The sequence below is a fragment of the Coraliomargarita algicola genome, from assembly GCF_033878955.1.
GTDB classification, from domain to species: Bacteria; Verrucomicrobiota; Verrucomicrobiia; order Opitutales; family Coraliomargaritaceae; genus Thalassobacterium; species Thalassobacterium algicola.
In genome coordinates, this window is record NZ_CP138858.1 from 2,362,895 (window position 1) to 2,380,642 (window position 17,748).

18 protein-coding genes are annotated in these 17,748 nt (G+C 52.5%); 9 read left to right on the top strand and 9 right to left on the bottom strand.

Annotation, left to right across the window (positions count from 1 at the left end):
• Positions 1–14 precede the first annotated feature (14 nt).
• From SH580_RS09360 to SH580_RS09370, 3 genes are all read left to right on the top strand, one after another.
• Entirely contained in the window at positions 15–848 is an 834-nt protein-coding gene (locus SH580_RS09360; protein ID WP_319834732.1) for a peptidylprolyl isomerase, read from the top strand.
• Complete coding sequence (locus SH580_RS09365) at positions 845–1,828, top strand: HupE/UreJ family protein (RefSeq protein ID WP_319834733.1); 984 nt, start codon at positions 845–847, stop codon at positions 1,826–1,828. The genes SH580_RS09360 and SH580_RS09365 overlap by 4 nt, the downstream gene beginning before the upstream one ends.
• 70 nt (positions 1,829–1,898) lie before the next feature.
• Positions 1,899–3,308: an MBL fold metallo-hydrolase RNA specificity domain-containing protein gene (locus tag SH580_RS09370; protein ID WP_319834734.1), complete on the top strand. Its 1,410-nt coding sequence runs from the start codon at positions 1,899–1,901 to the stop codon at positions 3,306–3,308.
• Positions 3,309–3,404: 96 nt separating this feature from the next.
• Here the strand turns inward: SH580_RS09370 and SH580_RS09375 are convergent, their stop codons facing one another.
• The 4 genes from SH580_RS09375 to SH580_RS09390 form a co-directional block, all read right to left on the bottom strand.
• Complete coding sequence (locus SH580_RS09375; RefSeq protein WP_319834735.1) at positions 3,405–4,295, bottom strand: hypothetical protein; 891 nt, start codon at positions 4,293–4,295, stop codon at positions 3,405–3,407.
• Positions 4,296–4,374: 79 nt separating this feature from the next.
• The gene (locus SH580_RS09380; RefSeq protein ID WP_319834736.1) at positions 4,375–5,382 is read right to left on the bottom strand and encodes a hypothetical protein; all 1,008 of its coding nucleotides are present in this window, start codon (positions 5,380–5,382) and stop codon (positions 4,375–4,377) included.
• Between the two features lie 84 nt (positions 5,383–5,466).
• Positions 5,467–5,982 (bottom strand): hypothetical protein, encoded by a 516-nt coding sequence (locus SH580_RS09385; protein ID WP_319834737.1) that lies wholly within the window; start codon positions 5,980–5,982, stop codon positions 5,467–5,469.
• Positions 5,983–6,005: 23 nt separating this feature from the next.
• Positions 6,006–6,812 (bottom strand): ABC transporter ATP-binding protein, encoded by an 807-nt coding sequence (locus SH580_RS09390; protein WP_319834738.1) that lies wholly within the window; start codon positions 6,810–6,812, stop codon positions 6,006–6,008.
• 219 nt (positions 6,813–7,031) lie between these two features.
• On the opposite strand from SH580_RS09390, the gene SH580_RS09395 reads away from it, so the two are divergent.
• Positions 7,032–7,184 (top strand): hypothetical protein, encoded by a 153-nt coding sequence (locus SH580_RS09395; RefSeq protein ID WP_319834739.1) that lies wholly within the window; start codon positions 7,032–7,034, stop codon positions 7,182–7,184.
• Positions 7,185–7,291: 107 nt separating this feature from the next.
• On the opposite strand, the gene galE is transcribed toward SH580_RS09395, so the two are convergent.
• Positions 7,292–8,281 (bottom strand): UDP-glucose 4-epimerase GalE, encoded by a 990-nt coding sequence (galE, locus tag SH580_RS09400; RefSeq protein ID WP_319834740.1) that lies wholly within the window; start codon positions 8,279–8,281, stop codon positions 7,292–7,294.
• A gap of 147 nt (positions 8,282–8,428) precedes the next feature.
• Here galE and SH580_RS09405 point away from each other — a divergent pair, with 147 nt between their 5' ends.
• The 5 genes from SH580_RS09405 (at position 8,429) to SH580_RS09425 (ending at position 12,190) form a co-directional block, all read left to right on the top strand.
• Positions 8,429–9,667 (top strand): beta-ketoacyl-[acyl-carrier-protein] synthase family protein, encoded by a 1,239-nt coding sequence (locus SH580_RS09405; protein WP_319834741.1) that lies wholly within the window; start codon positions 8,429–8,431, stop codon positions 9,665–9,667.
• 46 nt (positions 9,668–9,713) lie between these two features.
• The gene (locus tag SH580_RS09410) at positions 9,714–9,965 is read left to right on the top strand and encodes an acyl carrier protein (RefSeq protein ID WP_308949174.1); all 252 of its coding nucleotides are present in this window, start codon (positions 9,714–9,716) and stop codon (positions 9,963–9,965) included.
• 142 nt (positions 9,966–10,107) lie between these two features.
• A complete protein-coding gene (locus tag SH580_RS09415; protein ID WP_319834742.1) occupies positions 10,108–10,356 on the top strand; it encodes a type II toxin-antitoxin system Phd/YefM family antitoxin in 249 nt (82 codons plus the stop codon).
• On the top strand, positions 10,356–10,763 hold the full coding sequence (locus tag SH580_RS09420) for a putative toxin-antitoxin system toxin component, PIN family (RefSeq protein WP_319834743.1): 408 nt from the start codon (positions 10,356–10,358) through the stop codon (positions 10,761–10,763). The genes SH580_RS09415 and SH580_RS09420 overlap by 1 nt, the downstream gene beginning before the upstream one ends.
• Positions 10,763–12,190 carry a phytoene desaturase family protein gene (locus SH580_RS09425; protein WP_319834744.1) on the top strand — a complete coding sequence of 476 codons (1,428 nt, stop codon included), beginning with the start codon at positions 10,763–10,765 and terminating at the stop codon, positions 12,188–12,190. The genes SH580_RS09420 and SH580_RS09425 overlap by 1 nt, the downstream gene beginning before the upstream one ends.
• A 61-nt stretch (positions 12,191–12,251) precedes the next feature.
• On the opposite strand, the gene SH580_RS09430 is transcribed toward SH580_RS09425, so the two are convergent.
• The 4 genes from SH580_RS09430 to SH580_RS09445 form a co-directional block, all read right to left on the bottom strand.
• Positions 12,252–14,477, bottom strand: a complete 2,226-nt coding sequence (locus SH580_RS09430; protein WP_319834745.1) for an NADP-dependent isocitrate dehydrogenase — start codon at positions 14,475–14,477, stop codon at positions 12,252–12,254.
• Between the two features lie 57 nt (positions 14,478–14,534).
• Entirely contained in the window at positions 14,535–15,725 is a 1,191-nt protein-coding gene (locus SH580_RS09435; RefSeq protein ID WP_319834746.1) for a pyridoxal phosphate-dependent aminotransferase, read from the bottom strand.
• A gap of 122 nt (positions 15,726–15,847) precedes the next feature.
• On the bottom strand, positions 15,848–16,729 hold the full coding sequence (locus SH580_RS22015) for a CopG family transcriptional regulator (RefSeq protein ID WP_345786258.1): 882 nt from the start codon (positions 16,727–16,729) through the stop codon (positions 15,848–15,850).
• Positions 16,730–16,833: 104 nt separating this feature from the next.
• Positions 16,834–17,679, bottom strand: coding sequence for a hypothetical protein (locus SH580_RS09445; RefSeq protein WP_319834747.1), 846 nt, complete (start codon positions 17,677–17,679; stop codon positions 16,834–16,836).
• Positions 17,680–17,748: the final 69 nt, after the last annotated feature.

Here is a 17,748-nt window from a genome sequence, read left to right on the forward strand (position 1 = left end):
CTTGATACAACTCGATGCTCAAAATCAACTCATCTGCATTCAGTAAGTATGCAAACGAACCCCTACTGCATTTTCTAGTGCTGGCACTAGTGATCGCGTGGTGGATGGGCTTGCGTGCTCATGATGAACGGCCTGTTATTCAAATTACTGAAGCCACCATCGCTGGACTGGTGGAGGCCTACGAAAGCGACCCACGAGTCACGCCGGGAAGCGTCGACACCGAGCGCTTGGTCGCACAACACCTGCGTTATGAGCTACTGTACCAAGAAGCACTCCAGTATGAGGCCTATCGTAAACCCTATCTGAGAAAGGCCCTCATACGCGAGATGCAGCGTGAACTAGAGCCAGTCATAGCCGAACCCAGCGAAGCAGACCTACGCAACTACTGGACAGAAAATGCCACCCGCTATCGTACACCCCCAAGTGTCGCCTTTGAACATGTATCCTTCCCGCCGGACCAACTGAAGATTCCAGCCGACCTCCGCAATCGACTCAATGCAGGTGAGCCTAGCGAGCACTTCGGCCAGGCGATTCGCCTAGCCAATCCGATTCCTCTCACCTTTTTACCTGCGCTCAAACTGAATCTGGGGGAATCAGCGGCAGAGCAAATCATGGCGTGCGAACCAGGGAATTGGACGGGACCGATACGGAGCAAAATCGGCACACATTTCATACGAGTCATCCGCAAAAACAGCACAGGAGAACAGCCCTTCGAGCAAATTCGTAGCACCGTTAAGGGCCATTGGATCAACGAACAAATTAAAATCAAGATGGAGCAACGCCTGGCTGAGATCGCCCGTCAGTACCAACTGGAACTACCAGCTGCGTATCAAGACCTGCGACCATGAATGCTTCATCTATATTCTTCAGCTGCTTTATTTGCTTACTGACGGTCTGCCCGGCTCTCGCGCACCAACTGGGTGTGGACCGTTTTCAAATTCAGGAGATCGCAGCATCCACATACGAATTTCGCTACGACATTCCACCCGGCGAAATCAGTAATTACGGCATCCCCAAACTCCCCGCTGGCTATACCTACGTCGAACAGCCAAGCTTGCGCGACGGGCCGCAACGACTGCGATTGACAACAAACGGAAGCTCGCTCACCGATGAGGATCAAATCGTATTACCCTGGGCCCGCAATGGCGTACTCGCCAGTGCGATCTGGCTTAACGGCACACGCTCACGGCAGTTTTTCAAGGCCGACGAATCTGGTATCTGCATTAAACTAAGCGCACTATCCGCCGGCTCAGGATCTTCACTGCAAACCATGCGCCGCTACATTGCTTTAGGCTTTGAGCACATACTCGAAGGCTACGATCATTTACTCTTCGTAGCGGGACTGGCCATGCTGGTTGCAGGCTGGCGCCGCTTACTCTTAACCGTCAGTGCATTCACACTGGCGCATAGTTTAACCCTCGGTTTAGCAATTATAGGCGTCTTACAAATCAACCCCGTGCTCGTAGAGACCTTGATCGCCTTGAGCATCGCCTTTTTGGCCAAAGAGATCTTACTCATGCACAAAAGCCAAACGACCCTAGCCAGCCGATGGCCCTGGGCGATTTCATTTGGCTTTGGGCTCATTCATGGACTCGGCTTTGCTGGCGCATTGACAGAGCTGGGCATGGATCCGGATTCGATTTTACTCGCGCTACTCGCGTTCAACCTCGGAGTCGAGCTCGGCCAACTATTGTTCCTCGCCGCCTGGATATTGATTGCCGCTGCACTCCTACAACTGGGCTTAATGCGACTACGTTGCCTACGTCCCACACTCCCCTACGTCCTAGGCACCACTGCTATGTTTTGGTTTCTAGAACGCCTGCAGTAAAACTGACATTTATATTTTGCGTTAGTCCGAATATTCGATATACATTATAAGTAGATCGGAGGACAAAATTATGGATATAAAAATTTGGTTTCTTGGGGCAGCGCGTGGTGTGACAGGTTCACAATATGTAGTGGAAGCAAACAAGCAGCGCATAATGATTGATTGCGGATACTACCAAGAGCGCGCCCTGCAAGACCGGAACTGGCAGCCATTTAAAATTCCGGCCGAGCAACTGGACGCAGTCCTGCTGACGCATGCACATCTAGATCATTGTGGCTTGATTCCGAAACTGGCTAAAGAAGGTCTGCGTGCTAAAATTTATTGCACCTCAGCGACAGGCGACATCGCAAAAATTGTAATGAACGACAGTGCTAAGATCCAAGAAGAAGACGCCGCGTATAAAAAGAAACGCCACAAGCGCGAAGGCCGTAAAGGTAAATATCCAGAAGTGCCACTATTTACGATGCAGGATGCCGAACGCGTCGGTGGCCTGATGTCCTATGCGACTTTTAAGACCCCAGTACGAATTGCAGATGGCTTTGAAGCCACGTTTTTTGAAAGCGGTCATATTCTCGGGGCCGCAAGTATACTGCTCAAAGTAACGGTCGGCTCCAAATCCCGCACGATTCTATTTTCAGGAGATATCGGCCGCAACAATGTGCCCATTCTACGCGACCCAACTATCTTTACCGGAGGTGCGGACTACGTGGTCATGGAGTCCACTTATGGCGACCGCGAACACCCCGAAGCGGGCGATATACATGAGCAACTGGCCACGGTGGTGAATCGTGCGCATGCTGAAGGTGGCAATGTCATCATCCCCAGCTTCGCGGTCGAACGCTCTCAAGAACTGATGTACTACCTCGGTGAATTGTTAGAGCAAAAACGCATCCCACCCACCATGGTCTTCGTGGATAGCCCCATGGCCGTGCGCGTGACCGACGTCTTTCGCCGGCACCCTGAACTCTTTGATGCAGAGACTTTGGAACGCCTGAACAAAGGGAACCACCCTTGCGATTTCCCCTCGCTGAAGATGAGTCGGACAACAGCACAATCCAAAGCGATCAATTCAATACGCGGTACGATCATCGTCATCGCAGGCTCCGGCATGTGCACTGGCGGACGTATCAAACACCATTTGAAAGCCAACATGGGACGCCCCGAAAACACGATCCTGTTTGTCGGCTATCAAGCACAAGGAACTTTGGGACGGCAAATCTTAGAAGGTGTACAAAAAGTGCGCTTACATGGAGAGTTTCATCCAGTACGTGCCCATGTCGCACAAATCCACGGTTTTTCGGGCCATGCGGGCAAGTCGGAGTTGATGCACTGGATCACCGCTCTGAAATCGAAGCCAAGAAAAATTTTCATCACACACGGCGAAGAAGAAGTCGCGATAAATTTCGCCCAAGCAGTCCAAAGAGAAATGGGCGTGCCCTGCCTCGCGCCTGAGTATGCTTCGCGCCACTCACTGGACTAGCACCTAAGCACAGCAAATTGTCGGAAGCACTCGCCGAGAACTCACTGGTCCTCAGCACCCGGTGCTATCCCGCCACCGCATGGGGGATCCACGGGCTTACTCTACTTCAGACGTTGCAGCATTACCCTCGTCCGGCACTGCAAGCTCCTGCAGCTGCAATGGCACCAAATCTTCGGGTGGCTGAAATAAGGAAGCGACCGCCCCGACATTCACATCACTCTTTTCTAGCACGACTCGGCTTTGCACTACGTCATTCAGAAATGTCTCCACCAGGAACGGTTCCTGCATGCCGCTCACAATACGATAATCACTATAAAGAACTTTACGCTCCTGACCATCGGGGAGCTCTTCAATTCTAGCCAATGGACGCATGTCTTTAATTTCGACATAAGCAGCCGCTCTCATTTGTCCATCCTTAGTGAGAAACTCGACCTTCACCGCAGGCGTGCCCATCCAACTACTGGGAGAAAGGCGCTCAATAATCCCCTCATCAAAAAGCAAAACACGCATAATCGGATCAAAAAAATCCCCCATCTGGGCCAATGCGAGCGCTTCATCCCCGGTTTTCACTTCATACAGCGGCGCAGCCCCCGGCATCAATAGACGTTGCCAAATCAAATCACCATTCACCACATAGGTCAGTTCATAGTTAGGAAACGTAATCGTAGTGATACTCTGATTGGGGCGACGCTTCAGTGAGAAGAATGGCAACTGCTGCCCTCCGCTCTCAAAGATTCCAGTCGCACGAACGCTCTGTAAACTCGCCAAGGCCGCCTCCCCACCGTTGGCTCGTAAATAAGCCTGCCGAAAATTAGAAAAACGCGTCAATTGCTCCAAAGTCCCATAATTCCGCACACGAGCCTCCGACTCCAGCCCTGAGCGTGGCCACATAAACCAAGCCGCCACACTGAGCAACGAGATCAGGAAGACAGTCACTGCAACAAGCCATCGCAGGCTAATCACTCGATTGGGTTGGTTCAGTTCCATACGCTATTTCGATTCATTCTTTATAAGATACTCGATAATAGTACCCAAATAGGCACCTTGTCGAATGGAACCGTTCGGCTTAGGGCGTTTGCTCGACTAGCTCTTCCGGAAGTCTAAAAACCGAAGCGGAAACATCTACGTTAGTATCGCACGAAGTCAGCCTCATATCGTAGACAAGCTCTCCTCGAACTGAAACGCGACGGCTGAACGGAATATAATATCCGTCCACACTCTGAAAATCACTGAATACGACCGAACGCTCTTCGCCACTCGCCCGAACGCGCTCAAGCATACCACGAACTCGCAAAGTTTTAGGATCCACAAACACATCAACTCGGTTCGAGTTTCCGCCACGAAGTTGAACTCGAACAGCGGTCTTGCCCTGCCACTCGCCAAACTCAATCACTTGCAATGTCCCCTCCCCCCGCAGTGCATAGGCCATCAGTGGATCAAAAAAGCGGCGGCACTCGAAGAAAGGCTCCTGCTCACTCAAACTAAGTCGCTTAAAACTCTTTTCTCCATCCGCATTCTCTGAGCTTTGCCAAAATGCTTGGCCATCATGCCCGTAAGCAGTCGTCGCGCCACCTGCTTCCAAGGTCAGGCGCATTAGATTGGAGTTCAGCTTTAACAGCTCAAAAAACTGCATCTGCCCCTGCCAGGTCACACGCCCTTTATACTGCAAAGTCTCCAGAGCAAAAAGCGCATCCCGTCCACCAGATGCACTGAGATATGCCTGCAACAGTTTCGGCTCCGATAATAATTCATATGCATCCGGCACAGAGCTGGCACGTGACGCCTCTGCCGCTCGTGCAGCCTCCAGTTGCTCCGCAAACCTACGTTCCATGCGCTCGGCATGCCCTTCGCGCGCTGCGTTCTGCCCACTGCCGCGCTCGGGGTCATAGTACAGTTTCAATATCGCGATAAACGCGACGACCACTGCAAGCATCAGTAAGATCGCCCCCATAAACCAGAGGGTCCTACTCTTTTTAGAAGCTTCAGCAGCCTCCTCACTAAAAACGGCGTCGGGTGAAAACGACCGCATCGGCTTCGGTCTTTTCTTATCTTCGATATCGCGACGGTAAAACATATAATCGATTCCTCATTCCATACTAGATCAGTCAAGCACAGAAATCGAAGATGACCACCACGACATACGCTAAAACACACAAAACTACGCCTTTTTTCGGTCAAAAACAACCAAAACCAAGCCGCTGCAATCGTGCTCAAACTTGTAAAAGTCCGCCCAAAGCCCCGCCACTAAAAAGGCAAAAACTTCATCGCGATCCTCTTCAATTCTCCCCGAACCGATCCACTTCGCGGCCTTCAAATCAAACACTCGGAAGCGCGCACCAATCGACGGTAAAGCATCCCCCACCAAGGTCCACTCAACCAGCGCCTGCCCAGCATGCTGTGGACGCTCATAATCAAAGACACTAATACGAGCCGCCAGCGGTGGGCTGGTAGACAAACGATGAGGCACGCGCTCGAAAAACGAGGTTTCACTCCCCAGATGCCAATAAAGACGCGGCGCAGCCTTCGCCGCGACATCTTCGCTCAATTGACGACGTGCCGCCTTCTTGCGGAGAAATTGCGACAACTCTTGAGCCGTGATCTCCTCTGTTGTGGGCACCGGAGTCCCTTCGTCAAACAATGAAGGCTGAACGTAATCTGATCCTATTGATCCCATATCTTCAAATACCCCCCCGATCCTTACAGCTGCGGCACCGCCTCTAGTAATTTAATGGTATAGGGGTGCTGTGGATTATTGTAGATTTCGTCTGCACTGGCTTGCTCGACGATCTTCCCCTCCGTCATGACCAGCACTTCATCGCTGATATGCTCCACCACAGCGAGGTCGTGCGCGATAAAAAGATACGTCAATCCGAGCTCCTCTTGCAAATCCTGCAACAAATTCACGATTTGTGCCTGCACGGACACGTCAAGGGCGCTCACCGGCTCATCACAAACAATAAACTCAGGCTCGACTGCCAGCGCACGGGCGATGCCGATCCGTTGACGTTGACCACCGCTAAACTGGTGCGGGTAGCGCTGCATCCAATCAGCCGAGAGCCCCACCTTTTCCAGCAGGTCCGCCACTCGGGCCTGCTTCTGCGCTTTCGACCACGCCTTAAAATGTATGTCCAACGGCTCCGCAATAATACTATATATCGTCATGCGTGGATTAAGTGAACCGAAAGGATCCTGAAAGATGACCTGGATCTTTTTTCGATAGCCAAAAAACTCGCCGCGAGAAAGCGTAGCAAGATCACGACCGCCATACTGCACAGAGCCTGCGGTGATCGGCACCAGACGAGCAATCGCCCGCCCGGTGGTGGTCTTACCACTGCCACTTTCACCCACTAAGCCAACAGTCTTACCACGAGGCACATCAAAACTGACACCATCGACTGCCTTCACCACATCTACCGTGCGCTGGAGCACCCCTCCCTTGACAGGGAAATGCACCTTCAAATCACGAACAGAGAGCAAAGTTTCGTTGGTCAAAATTTCGGACATATCCATGCGTTATAGGATAAAATACGTGGCGTGCAATACCCCGCACAGAAAAGTGTGCCATTAAGCGGAGAAAGATTCAAGCTACGCCCCCAACCAGCCCCAGAAGCACAGGCCGTGCGAACTAGAGCTTTACACTTGCGGCACACCCGACAAAGTCTGCTAGACGACATGGTCTTATATACGGCGCGAGCCATAGATCTCTCAAACCCAAGGAATCGAATGAAATCAAGACTCTCAAAACTCACTCTTTGCCTATGCTTTGCCACAGCCTTACTATGGCTCTCTGCCTGCGGTTCTACCCGCACGGAAAACGGAGTCACCATCGAAGAAAGCAGCAGCCTCAACCCATTGAATTACATACCCGGATTCTAGCAATCGCCGACCTCTCGACGAAGTCGACGATCTGAAGATTTCAGCCCGGCAAGAAACTCAGCCCAAGGGCCAAGAGTCTCCATTGCCTTCATAGCCGACGCCCCCTCCTAGTCCGCAAAGCCTTCTGGGTTGGCTTGGTGCCAACGCCAAGCGGTTTCGATAATATCTTTGACCTCGGTAAATTTAATTTCCCAGCCGAGCTCATTTTGCGCCTTACTGGAGTCTGCATACAGCGCAGGAGGATCCCCAGCCCGACGCTCGTCTTCCACCACAGGCACTTTAAGCCCTGTCACCGCTTCAACGGCATCAATGATCTCGCGCACAGAATTCGGGCGTCCCGTTCCAAGATTATAAAAGTGGCCCGCGCCGGGTGTTTCTAATTTCTCAAACACTGCAATATGCGCCCGAGACAGATCATCCACATGCACATAATCCCGCAGGCAAGTGCCATCGGGCGTATCGTAATCGGTGCCAAAAATCTTAATATTCTCCCGACGCCCCGTAGCCGCATCGATGACTAGTGGAATCAAGTGCGTTTCCGGCTGGTGGTCCTCACCAATAGTGCCATCCTCAGCCGCGCCCGCAGCGTTAAAATACCGGAATGCCGCAAAACTCAGCCCATACGCGTGCGCGAAGGCCTTCAGACAGTTTTCCACATCCAACTTTGTTTGACCATAAGGGTTGATCGGTGCTTGTGGCAAAGTTTCCACAATCGGCAGCGTTTCCGGCTCGCCATAAGTCGCACAAGTAGAGGAAAATACAAACTTCTTCACTCCATTATCCAACATCGTTTCCAACAAGCGGAGCGTCGCCACGAAATTATTCTCGTAGTATTTGCGCGGCTCCGTCACAGACTCCCCCACAAAGGCAAAAGCCGCAAAGTGCATCACCAACTCGATCTTCTCATCGCGCAGAATAGGTGCAACCGCTTCTGGATCGCCTAAATCACAATTATAAAAAGGAATCCCCTCGCCCACCGCCGAACGGTGGCCAAAGACCAAATTATCCAGCACTACGGGACGATGCCCCGCAGCCACCAATTGACGCACACAATGGCTACCGATGTAACCCGCTCCTCCGACAACTAATACGTTCATGCGAACCAGATAGACAGCCTCGCATTTTTTTCCAAACTAAAAAATCAATACTCCGCGAAAATCCACAATCTACATTTGCCCCTCAGGTAAAAACTTTCCACTATTGACAGTTCCACCTCTACTCGTGGTATCCCTTACCGCTTACCTATGCAGCATTCACGCATCGTCATCACAGGCGTCGGCCTGACCTCGCCCAACGGCAACACTCTCGAAGAGTATCGTAAGAACCTCCTCGATGGTGTCGCACGTATTCAAATGGTTGATATGCGCTATATGGGTGAAGTGCCCGCTGGCATCTGCGACTACGATCCCAAGAAGTATCAAACCCGCAAAGAACTTCGTGTGGGCACACGCGCTGGCAGTGTCGCCATCTACTGCGCACGCGAAGCGATTGCCGACAGCGGCCTGGACTTCGAAAACTACGACAAGAGCCGCATCGGCGTTTACGTAGGCACCACCGAGCATGGCAATGTGGAAACCGAGCACGAGGTCTACAACATCTCGAAGTTCGACTACGACACCAAATTCTGGACCCACCACCACAATCCGCGCACAGTGGCCAACAATCCGGCCGGCGAAATCACTATCAACATGGGCATCACGGGCCCGCACTACACCATCGGTGCCGCCTGTGCCGCTGGAAATGCGGGCCTCATCCAAGCCCTGCAAATGCTGCGCCTGGGAGAAGTGGACTTTGCACTGGCCGGTGGCGTGAGTGAAAGCACGCAATCTTTTGGCATTTTTGCCGGCTTCAAGAGCCAAGGCGCCCTCGGCACTCATCCAAGCGACGTCAATAAGACCAGCCGCCCCTTCGACAAGAGCCGCAACGGGATCGTCGTCTCCGAAGGTGGCTGCATTTACACCTTAGAGCGCCTCGAAGACGCACAAGCACGCGGCGCCAAGATTCTCGGCGAGATCGTGGGCTACCGCATCAATTCTGACGCCTCCGACTATGTGCTCCCCAACCCCGAGCGCCAGGCCGAGTGCATGCGTCAAGCACTCGCAGTCGCGAGCATGGAGCCTGGCGAGGTCGACATCGTCAACACCCACGCCACCTCCACTCCAATGGGCGACATTCAGGAGATGAAGGCCATCGCCGAGGTATTTAACGACTGCCCCAGCACCTATATCAATAACACCAAGGGCTATATCGGCCACTGCATGGGCGCCGCCGGCGCACTGGAACTCGCAGGTAACCTCCCCTCCTTTCAGGATAATATCATCCACCCCACCATTAATGTGGAAGAGCTCGACCCCGAGTGTGATCTGCCAAATCTCGTCATTAACGAGCCGCGCAAGGTTGACGCCGTCAAAGTTATCCTCAACAACTCATTTGGAATGCTCGGAATCAACTCCGCACTCATTATCAAAAAATTTGAAGACTAAGCAACCCGCTCTGTCATAAATCATTATTCATCTGCTATTTAATACCATGACCGAAGACCAAGTAAAACAAATCGTAATCGACATTATCGACGAAATCGCACCTGACGAAGACACCACCGGCCTCAAGCCAGAAGTGAATCTTCGCGACCAAATGGACCTCGATTCCATGGACTTCCTCGACATCGTCATGGAGCTCCGCAAGCAACACGGCATCGAAGTGCCGGAAGAGGATTACCCCAAGCTGGCGTCGCTCGACAGCTGCGCGGAATACCTGACGCCTAAGTTCAACGCGAAATAATTTCAAGCGACCACGCTCGCTCCATTCACAAAGCACAGGCCTCCCAGCCTGTGCTTTGTTGTTTCTGCGTCCATAGGTTTCGTACAAAACGTACAAAATTGACAAAACAGCGGTTTCGTACATTTTCATAAGGATGATCACCATGTCCTCCACTGAAGCCCGGGCAAATTTCGGCGCCTTTCTCGACAAAGGCAGTCGCGAACCTGTCATCGTCAAACGCCAGAACCGCGAAGTTGGCGCCTTTGTGCCAATGGAAGACTTGAAAGCGATCCATCGCTTGAGGCTACGTGAGCTGCGCGAAGCGACCGCAGAGCTGTCCGAAGAAGGCCGTAAAAATGGCATGACGGAAGAAATTCTGAAAGATATACTTGAAGAGGTAAACCCCTCCTAGTGCTCATATTCGACACAAACATCTGGGTCAGCTACTCGATGATTCCCAATAGTCGAGTAGCAATACTTGTCGATGAATTGATCGAAATCGAATCCTACGCGATGTCAGAGATGAGCTTTTCAGAGCTTAACGACGTCATGATGCGGCCCAAATTCAACAAGTATTTTTCATACGAAAAACGCAAATCTGTATTAAATAAAATCGCAGCAAAAGCCGAATGGTTCACCCCGACCGAGACCATCCACGACTGCCGCGATCCGAAGGACAATAAATTCCTCGAACTCGCCGCGGCATCCAGGGCAGACTTCCTCATCACGGGCGACGACGATCTGCTCGTGCTCCATCCCTTTCGACAGACCCACATTTTGACTCTTTCCGCATTCGCCGAACAACACCTCTCTAAATAATGCCTCCCTCCCTCGACCAACAACACTACGAAGTCGTCATCATCGGTGCCGGCATGGCTGGACTGGCCGCCGGTATTCGTCTCGCGCTGGCTGGTAAGAACGTCATCATACTAGAGCGTCACAATGCCTCTGGTGGGCTCAACTCCTTTTACAGTCAGGGGGGGCGTAAATTCGACGTGGGCCTGCACGCCATGACCAATTACGTGCCCAAAGGCACCAAGGGTACACCGCTGACCAAGCTACTACGCCAGTTGCGCATCCCCTACGACGCACTGGACCTCTGCCCGCAAAATGGCTCCAAAGTCGCCTTCCCCGGCTGCGAGCTAGGCTTTAACAATGACTTCGCCTTTTTCGAATCGGAAGTGGCCCGCGCCTTTCCAAAACAGATCGACGGTTTCCGCGCGTTAGCGGAAGAGGTCCGCACGCTCGACGCTTTTAACCTCGGCTCCATGCCCAGCTCCGCCCGCGAGGCGGTGCAGCGTCACATATCGGACCCTCTACTGGAAGATATGCTCTTCTGCCCAGTCATGTATTACGGCAGCGCGCAGGAGCACGACATGGACTACGGCCAGTTCGCCATCATGTTTCGTTCGCTCTTTTTCGAAGGCTTCGCCCGCCCACTGGACGGCGTGCGTGTGATCATCAAACTCTTGCAGGATAAATACCGCTCGCTGGGCGGCGTGCGCAAGATGAAGTGCGGCATTCAAAAGATCCATACCAGCGGCAACAACGCCTCCGCCATCGAACTGGACAGCGGTGCTGTCCTCACCGCCGATAAGATCATCTCGACCGCTGGTGCGGTCGAAACCGCCCGCCTGTGCGAGGATCAGCCAGCTGACGCCGCCAGTGACAATATTGGCCAGCTCAGCTTTACCGAGACCATCACCGTGCTGGATCAACAGCCCTCCGATTTCGGCTGGGACGACACCATCATCTTTTTCAACACCGCCGAGCGCTTCCGCTACGCGCGCGTCGAAGACGAACTCGTCGACCCGACGAGCGGCGTCATTTGCTTTCCCAACAATTATCAATACGGCGAGGGCCGTCAATTGGACGAAGGCTACCTGCGCGTGACCGCCATGGCCAATCACGACAAGTGGTGCGCCCTCTCAGAGGACGACTACCTTGCACAAAAAGCCTACTGGTATGAGGAGCTGCAAAAAGTCACGCTGGGCTTACTGCCCGCCAGCAAACTCGATTTAAACGCCCACCGCATCGCCAGCGACATGTTTACCCCACGCACAGTGCGTAAATACACCGGCCACCTAAACGGCGCAATCTATGGCGCCCCCAACAAGATCAAAGACGGCCGCACCCATTTAAATAACCTCTATTTAGCCGGCACCGATCAAGGCTTTCTCGGCATCGTCGGCGCCATGCTCAGCGGCATTTCGATGGCCAACTTGCACGTATTGCAGGGGAACTAAAACAAATGAGGCCGTCCCGAGCGGGACGGCCTCATGGTAAAAAAGACTGCGAATCGACGTCTTAGAGCGCAGCTAACAGTGCATTAAATGTCGCACTCGGCCGCATGGCTGCCTGCACTTTTTCCAATACCGGGCGGTAGTAGCCTCCGATGTCCATCGCGACACCTTGAGCCGAGTTGAGCTCATCCACGATCTTTGCCTCATCCGCGAGGAGTGCTTGCGCCAATGGTGCGAAACGAGCCTTCAAGTCGGCATCCTTATCTTGCGCAGCCAGGGCTTCCGCCCAGTAGAGCGCGAGGTAGAAATGACTGCCACGATTGTCGAGTTCGTTCACCTTACGTGAGGGCGACTTGTTCTCGGTCAAGAACTTGGTGTTGGCCACGTCCAAGGTATCTGCAAGCGTTTGCGCCTTGGCATTGTCAAAGACCGCCGACAAGTGCTCCAGAGACACACCCAGCGCCAAGAACTCGCCCAGCGAATCCCAACGGAGGTGGTTTTCCTTCTCAAACTGCTGCACGTGCTTCGGTGCCGAACCGCCCGCGCCTGTTTCGAAGAGACCGCCACCATTCATGAGTGGTACGATCGAAAGCATCTTAGCACTGGTGCCCAGCTCTAGAATTGGGAACAAATCAGTCAGGTAGTCACGTAGTACGTTGCCTGTTACAGAAATGGTGTCCTCACCAGCCTTGGCGCGCTCCAGCGTGACACGTGTCGCTTCAACCGGGCTAAGGATACGAATATCCAAACCTTCGGTATCGTGATCCTTCAAGTAAGTGTTCACCTTCTCGATCAGTTGTGCATCGTGGGCACGCGCTGCGTCGAGCCAGAAAATGGCTGGCGCTCCGGTTGCACGAGCACGATTCACTGCAAGTTTCACCCAGTCACGGATCGGAGCATCTTTGGCTTGGCAAGCACGCCAGACATCGCCCTTTGCAACCTGATGCTCGAAGAGCACATTACCCGCAGCATCCACCACGCGCACCGTGCCATCGGCAGGGATCTCAAATGTCTTATCGTGCGAGCCATACTCCTCTGCTTTCTGAGCCATCAGACCGACATTGGGCACAGTGCCCATGGTCTTCGGATCAAAAGCGCCGTTCTTTTTGCAGAAATCAACGGTTTCCGCATACACCCCAGCGTAGCAGCGATCTGGAATCACAAAATTAGTATCTTGCTGCTCCCCTGCGGCGTTCCACATTTGGCCCGAGCTACGGATGGCTGCCGGCATAGACGCATCGATGATCACATCGCTCGGCACATGTAGATTGGTGATGCCCTTGTCGGAATCAACCATCGCGATCGCAGGACTGTTACTGTAGACAGCGTCTAGATCAGCCTCAATCGCCGCTTTCTCTTCAGCAGGCAAAGTTGCGATTTTAGCATAAAGGTCGCCAAGACCGTTCTTCACATCCACACCGAGCTTTGCGATGGTGTCGGCGTATTTCTCAAAAACGTCTTTATAGAAGACTTCGACTGCATGGCCGAAAATGATGGGGTCCGAAACCTTCATCATAGTCGCCTTCATGTGTAGTGAAAAGAGCACACCCGCTTTCTTAGAAGCTTCGATTTGCTCCGCGAGGAACTTGCGTAGCGCTTGCACACTCAGAAAAGTGCCATCGAGCACTTCGCCCGCTTGCAGAGCCAAACCCTCTTTCAAAACAGTGGTGCTACCGTCGGCAGCGACCAACTCAATCTTGGCAGTGGTCGCCTCAGGCAGTGTGACCGACTTTTCGTTGGCATAAAAATCAGAATCCGGCATGCTCGACACAGTCGACTTGGAATCCGCAGACCAAGCACCCATGCGGTGTGGATTGTTTTTAGCGTATTGCTTAACTGCAGCCGCCGCACGACGATCCGAGTTACCTTCACGTAGAACCGGATTCACCGCACTGCCACGCACTCGGTCGTAGGCAGCCTGAATCGCTTTTCCTTCATCAGTCTTGGCATCACTCGGATAATCCGGCAATGCAAAGCCCTGTGCCTGCAACTCTTTGATGCACGCAATCAACTGCGGCATCGAAGCTGAAATATTTGGCAACTTAATGATATTAGCGTCCGGAGCCTTCGCAAGCGCACCCAATTCCGCCAGGTGGTCGGGAGTCTTTTGATCAGCTGGCAAAAACTCAGACAGGCTCGCAAGCACACGCCCCGCGAGAGAGATGTCGCGCGTTTCCACGGAAACTCCAGCAGCAGCGGTGTAAGCCTCAATAATAGGCAATAACGAGTGCGTGGCCAGAGCCGGCGCTTCGTCTGTGATAGTATAGATGATTTTTGCTTTGTCGCTCATAGTAAAAAAATAATGTCTCTATCGAATGGCTAAAATAGTAAGCAGGTTCGATACCGCTTAGCCCTTTAGTTGTGCGCAGAACTTAACCAATCGCCCAAGTCCCTTTTCAATGACCTCGTCGGAAGTCGCATAGCTCAAGCGAATATAGCCCGGCGCACCAAAGCCCTCGCCAGGAACCACGGCAACCTTTTCCTCCTCCAATATACGCGCTGCAAAATCAGCCGCGCTGAGACCGAGCTTTTCAATGTTTGGAAATAAATAGAAGGCCCCCTGCGCTCGTGCACACTCCATGCCCTCGATTCCACGCAAGCCATCCAACAAAGTTAGGCGACGGCGATCAAAGACCGTCAACATCTCATTGACGGCAGCCATCGACCGATCCCAATTTTGCATCGCTGCCAATGCCCCATACTGCGCAAAAGTAGTGGCATTGGAACTCGTCTGACTTTGCAGGTTCGCCACAGCTTTAGCCACAGGCAAAGGTGCCATCAGCGTGCCGAGGCGCCACCCCGTCATCGAAAAAGTTTTGCTAAAGCCGGCCACCGTGATGACGGCATCGGCCGCTTCCTTAGAAAACGAAGCAGGGCTCACATGCTGCACACCATCATAGAGCAAATATTCATAAATTTCGTCCGACATGATGTAGATGCCCGCTTCGAGAGCGACCTCAGTCAGCGCCTGCAATTCCTCAGGCGAGTAAATCGCGCCTGTCGGATTGGAGGGACTATTGATGACGACCATACGCGTCTTCGGTGTGATCGCTTCACGCAATTGCTCAGGCGTGATCTTAAAGCCGTTGTCCAAACCAGCAAAGATAGTCTTCGGCACCCCACCCGCCAATTTAACCATCTCGGGATAGCTCACCCAATAAGGAGCTGGAATAATCACCTCATCACCGGGGCTAATCACTGCGAGGATTGCCAGATAACAGGAATACTTCCCCCCCGGACTCACCACACACTGGGCGGCCGTCACACCATCGACCCCTTGTTTGCGATATTTTTCAGCCAGCGCATCGCGCAACGCTGGAATACCAGGAGCCGGTGCATATTTAGTCTTCCCCTCGCGGATCGCCTCAATGCAGGCCTCTTTAATGAATTCAGGCGTATCAAAATCGGGCTCCCCTGCACCGAAGCCGCAAACGTCTTCGCCCGCAGCCTTCAGTTCTTTGGCTTTGGCATCGACCGCTAGAGTTGGAGATGGAGCGATGTTACTCGCCCAAGTAGAGAGTTTAGCTTGCTGTGACATAGGTAGAAAAATAAAAAAACGCTCCCGTCTCCACTGAATTTAACAGTGCGACGGGAGCGCAGAATCAAAACTTCTGCGTGGGCAAAAGCAAGCCTAGCCTAAGATTCCTCCAAAAAGTGAATTCACTTCTTCGAAGCCTTTCGCTTAGCCGACTTCTTCTTGGAAGCCTTCTTAGCCACCTTTTTTGAAGCCGTCTTTTGAACGGACGGGGCCTTCGCAGCCTTAGCTGCGCGCTTCTTTACCGACACTTTTTTGACTGCTTTTTTGACTGTCTTTTTGGCGACTTTCTTGGCTGCCTTTTTCTGAGCGACTTTCTTAACCGCGCGCTTTTTGACAGCCGTTTTTTTAGCCACTTTCTTCTTTGCAGCTTTCTGGGCCACCTTAGGAGCGACAGTTTTCACGGCCTTCTTACTTGCCCGCTTCTTCACCGCGGTTTTCTTTGCGGCCTTTTTCTTAACCGCCTGCTTCTTAGCGACAGTCTTCTTAGCAGCTTTCTTCGCGGCTACCTTTTTCACCGCAGTCTTTTTGGCTACCTTTTTCACCGCTTTTTTAGTAGCCTTTTTCACCACTTTCTTTGCGACCTTCTTCTTAACAGCCTTTTTCTTGGCTGGAACTTTGCGAGCTGCCTTTTTGGCAGCAACTTTCTTCTTTGTTGTTTTTTTCTTAGGCATAGTAGTTTCGGGACTGAACCCCGGAAGTTCGTCTGGTAGAGAATCCAACGCCGCCCTCAACAAAACACCTACGCTGACTTTTTTTTGCTTGCTCAGCCGAACCAGTCGTTGACGCAGCTCATCCGACAAACGGACAGAGATCTGGCGGTGCGATACGTTAGCAATTTCCAATTCAGATAGATCCAAATTACTAACTGCATAACGAACAACTTCGCTTAAGGAGCGTGCTCCGGTTTTTAATTGAATCTCTTTCAGCCTAACTAGTAAGTCTTGCTGAAGATCAAAAGTTAATGGTGTCGTAGTTTTACTGCTCATACTCAATGCCTTACGCATGCCTATAAGCTGTTTTTTATATACACCAAGTCAACAATAATTCTAATAGCCCCACAAAGCGCAACTACAACGACATCCAACAACAAAATAACGCCCCAATCAACCTACAAATTTTCCATCGGCCACTGCTTATAATCACTCGCAGGCCGCATGGACACTGGAGAAAAAATCTCGCGCTCCAGAGATATGCCAACCGAAGCCGACTCGACATCGAATGTGGTCCGATCCTTCCCCGGATACTCCGTCAAAGTAATACGCTTAACAATGTACTGTTCCTGAACCTTCTGAAAACTCTCAACCGCGAAGCGAGAAGCGACCTCCCCCTGAGTATCCATGACCTCAATACGCCACAATGCATTATACGTATCATCCAGCCCCACACGCACCCCCGCAATACCGCGCTCCGCACTCGCAGACCCTTCCGGCGGATGCATCAAGAACTGCTGCGCTACCCGAGTCGCCCCCACCAAAGTAGGCCCCTCGTAGGTAAACTGCTCCCAATACACAAATGGCATCTGCAAATCAAAGGGCGAATAAAGTAAGCCCGGTAATATAGGCTCAAACAAAGCCTGCCCCTGCACCAACTGAAAAGACTCACTCTCGGAACGCCGAATCCACACCTGAGGCGCCACACCATTCTGGATAATAAGCTCCACCGCTGCTTGCACAGAATCGAACTGCGGATCCAACTTTGAGCTCGCGGGCTCCACCCGAAAACGAGTAATCGGCCCCAGCTCATTCCACGAGCCCCACATCATTCCATTATAACGCACTGTGCGCGCACGACGCGGCTTATGCTCAAGCTCAAACTCAAAACAAAAGTCACCGTCCAAGCGCTGCCGGCGAAAAGCCTCTAAGCGCTGCGCCCCCTCCTCCGCATCAATTCGCTGCATCAAGCGCGAAGCGCGATCGTCCCGATCACCCCCGGCTCGCTGGGCGCTCAACGGCATACAGACACAAAAAAGGCCAGCCACGGATAAACCGCATATGGCTGACCTTTGAAAAAGAGAATGAAAAAA

What these genes read in the sequence shown, in the direction of transcription:
- SH580_RS09360 (WP_319834732.1), top strand. Translation starts at nt 15, where the DNA reads ATGCTCAAAATCAACTCATCTGCATTCAGTAAGTATGCAAACGAACCC.
- SH580_RS09365 (WP_319834733.1), top strand. Translation starts at nt 845, where the DNA reads ATGAATGCTTCATCTATATTCTTCAGCTGCTTTATTTGCTTACTGACG.
- SH580_RS09370 (WP_319834734.1), top strand. Translation starts at nt 1,899, where the DNA reads ATGGATATAAAAATTTGGTTTCTTGGGGCAGCGCGTGGTGTGACAGGT.
- SH580_RS09375 (WP_319834735.1), bottom strand. Translation starts at nt 4,295, where the DNA reads ATGGAACTGAACCAACCCAATCGAGTGATTAGCCTGCGATGGCTTGTT.
- SH580_RS09380 (WP_319834736.1), bottom strand. Translation starts at nt 5,382, where the DNA reads ATGTTTTACCGTCGCGATATCGAAGATAAGAAAAGACCGAAGCCGATG.
- SH580_RS09385 (WP_319834737.1), bottom strand. Translation starts at nt 5,982, where the DNA reads ATGGGATCAATAGGATCAGATTACGTTCAGCCTTCATTGTTTGACGAA.
- SH580_RS09390 (WP_319834738.1), bottom strand. Translation starts at nt 6,812, where the DNA reads ATGTCCGAAATTTTGACCAACGAAACTTTGCTCTCTGTTCGTGATTTG.
- SH580_RS09395 (WP_319834739.1), top strand. Translation starts at nt 7,032, where the DNA reads ATGAAATCAAGACTCTCAAAACTCACTCTTTGCCTATGCTTTGCCACA.
- galE (WP_319834740.1), bottom strand. Translation starts at nt 8,281, where the DNA reads ATGAACGTATTAGTTGTCGGAGGAGCGGGTTACATCGGTAGCCATTGT.
- SH580_RS09405 (WP_319834741.1), top strand. Translation starts at nt 8,429, where the DNA reads ATGCAGCATTCACGCATCGTCATCACAGGCGTCGGCCTGACCTCGCCC.
- SH580_RS09410 (WP_308949174.1), top strand. Translation starts at nt 9,714, where the DNA reads ATGACCGAAGACCAAGTAAAACAAATCGTAATCGACATTATCGACGAA.
- SH580_RS09415 (WP_319834742.1), top strand. Translation starts at nt 10,108, where the DNA reads ATGTCCTCCACTGAAGCCCGGGCAAATTTCGGCGCCTTTCTCGACAAA.
- SH580_RS09425 (WP_319834744.1), top strand. Translation starts at nt 10,763, where the DNA reads ATGCCTCCCTCCCTCGACCAACAACACTACGAAGTCGTCATCATCGGT.
- SH580_RS09430 (WP_319834745.1), bottom strand. Translation starts at nt 14,477, where the DNA reads ATGAGCGACAAAGCAAAAATCATCTATACTATCACAGACGAAGCGCCG.
- SH580_RS09435 (WP_319834746.1), bottom strand. Translation starts at nt 15,725, where the DNA reads ATGTCACAGCAAGCTAAACTCTCTACTTGGGCGAGTAACATCGCTCCA.
- SH580_RS22015 (WP_345786258.1), bottom strand. Translation starts at nt 16,729, where the DNA reads ATGCGTAAGGCATTGAGTATGAGCAGTAAAACTACGACACCATTAACT.
- SH580_RS09445 (WP_319834747.1), bottom strand. Translation starts at nt 17,679, where the DNA reads ATGCCGTTGAGCGCCCAGCGAGCCGGGGGTGATCGGGACGATCGCGCT.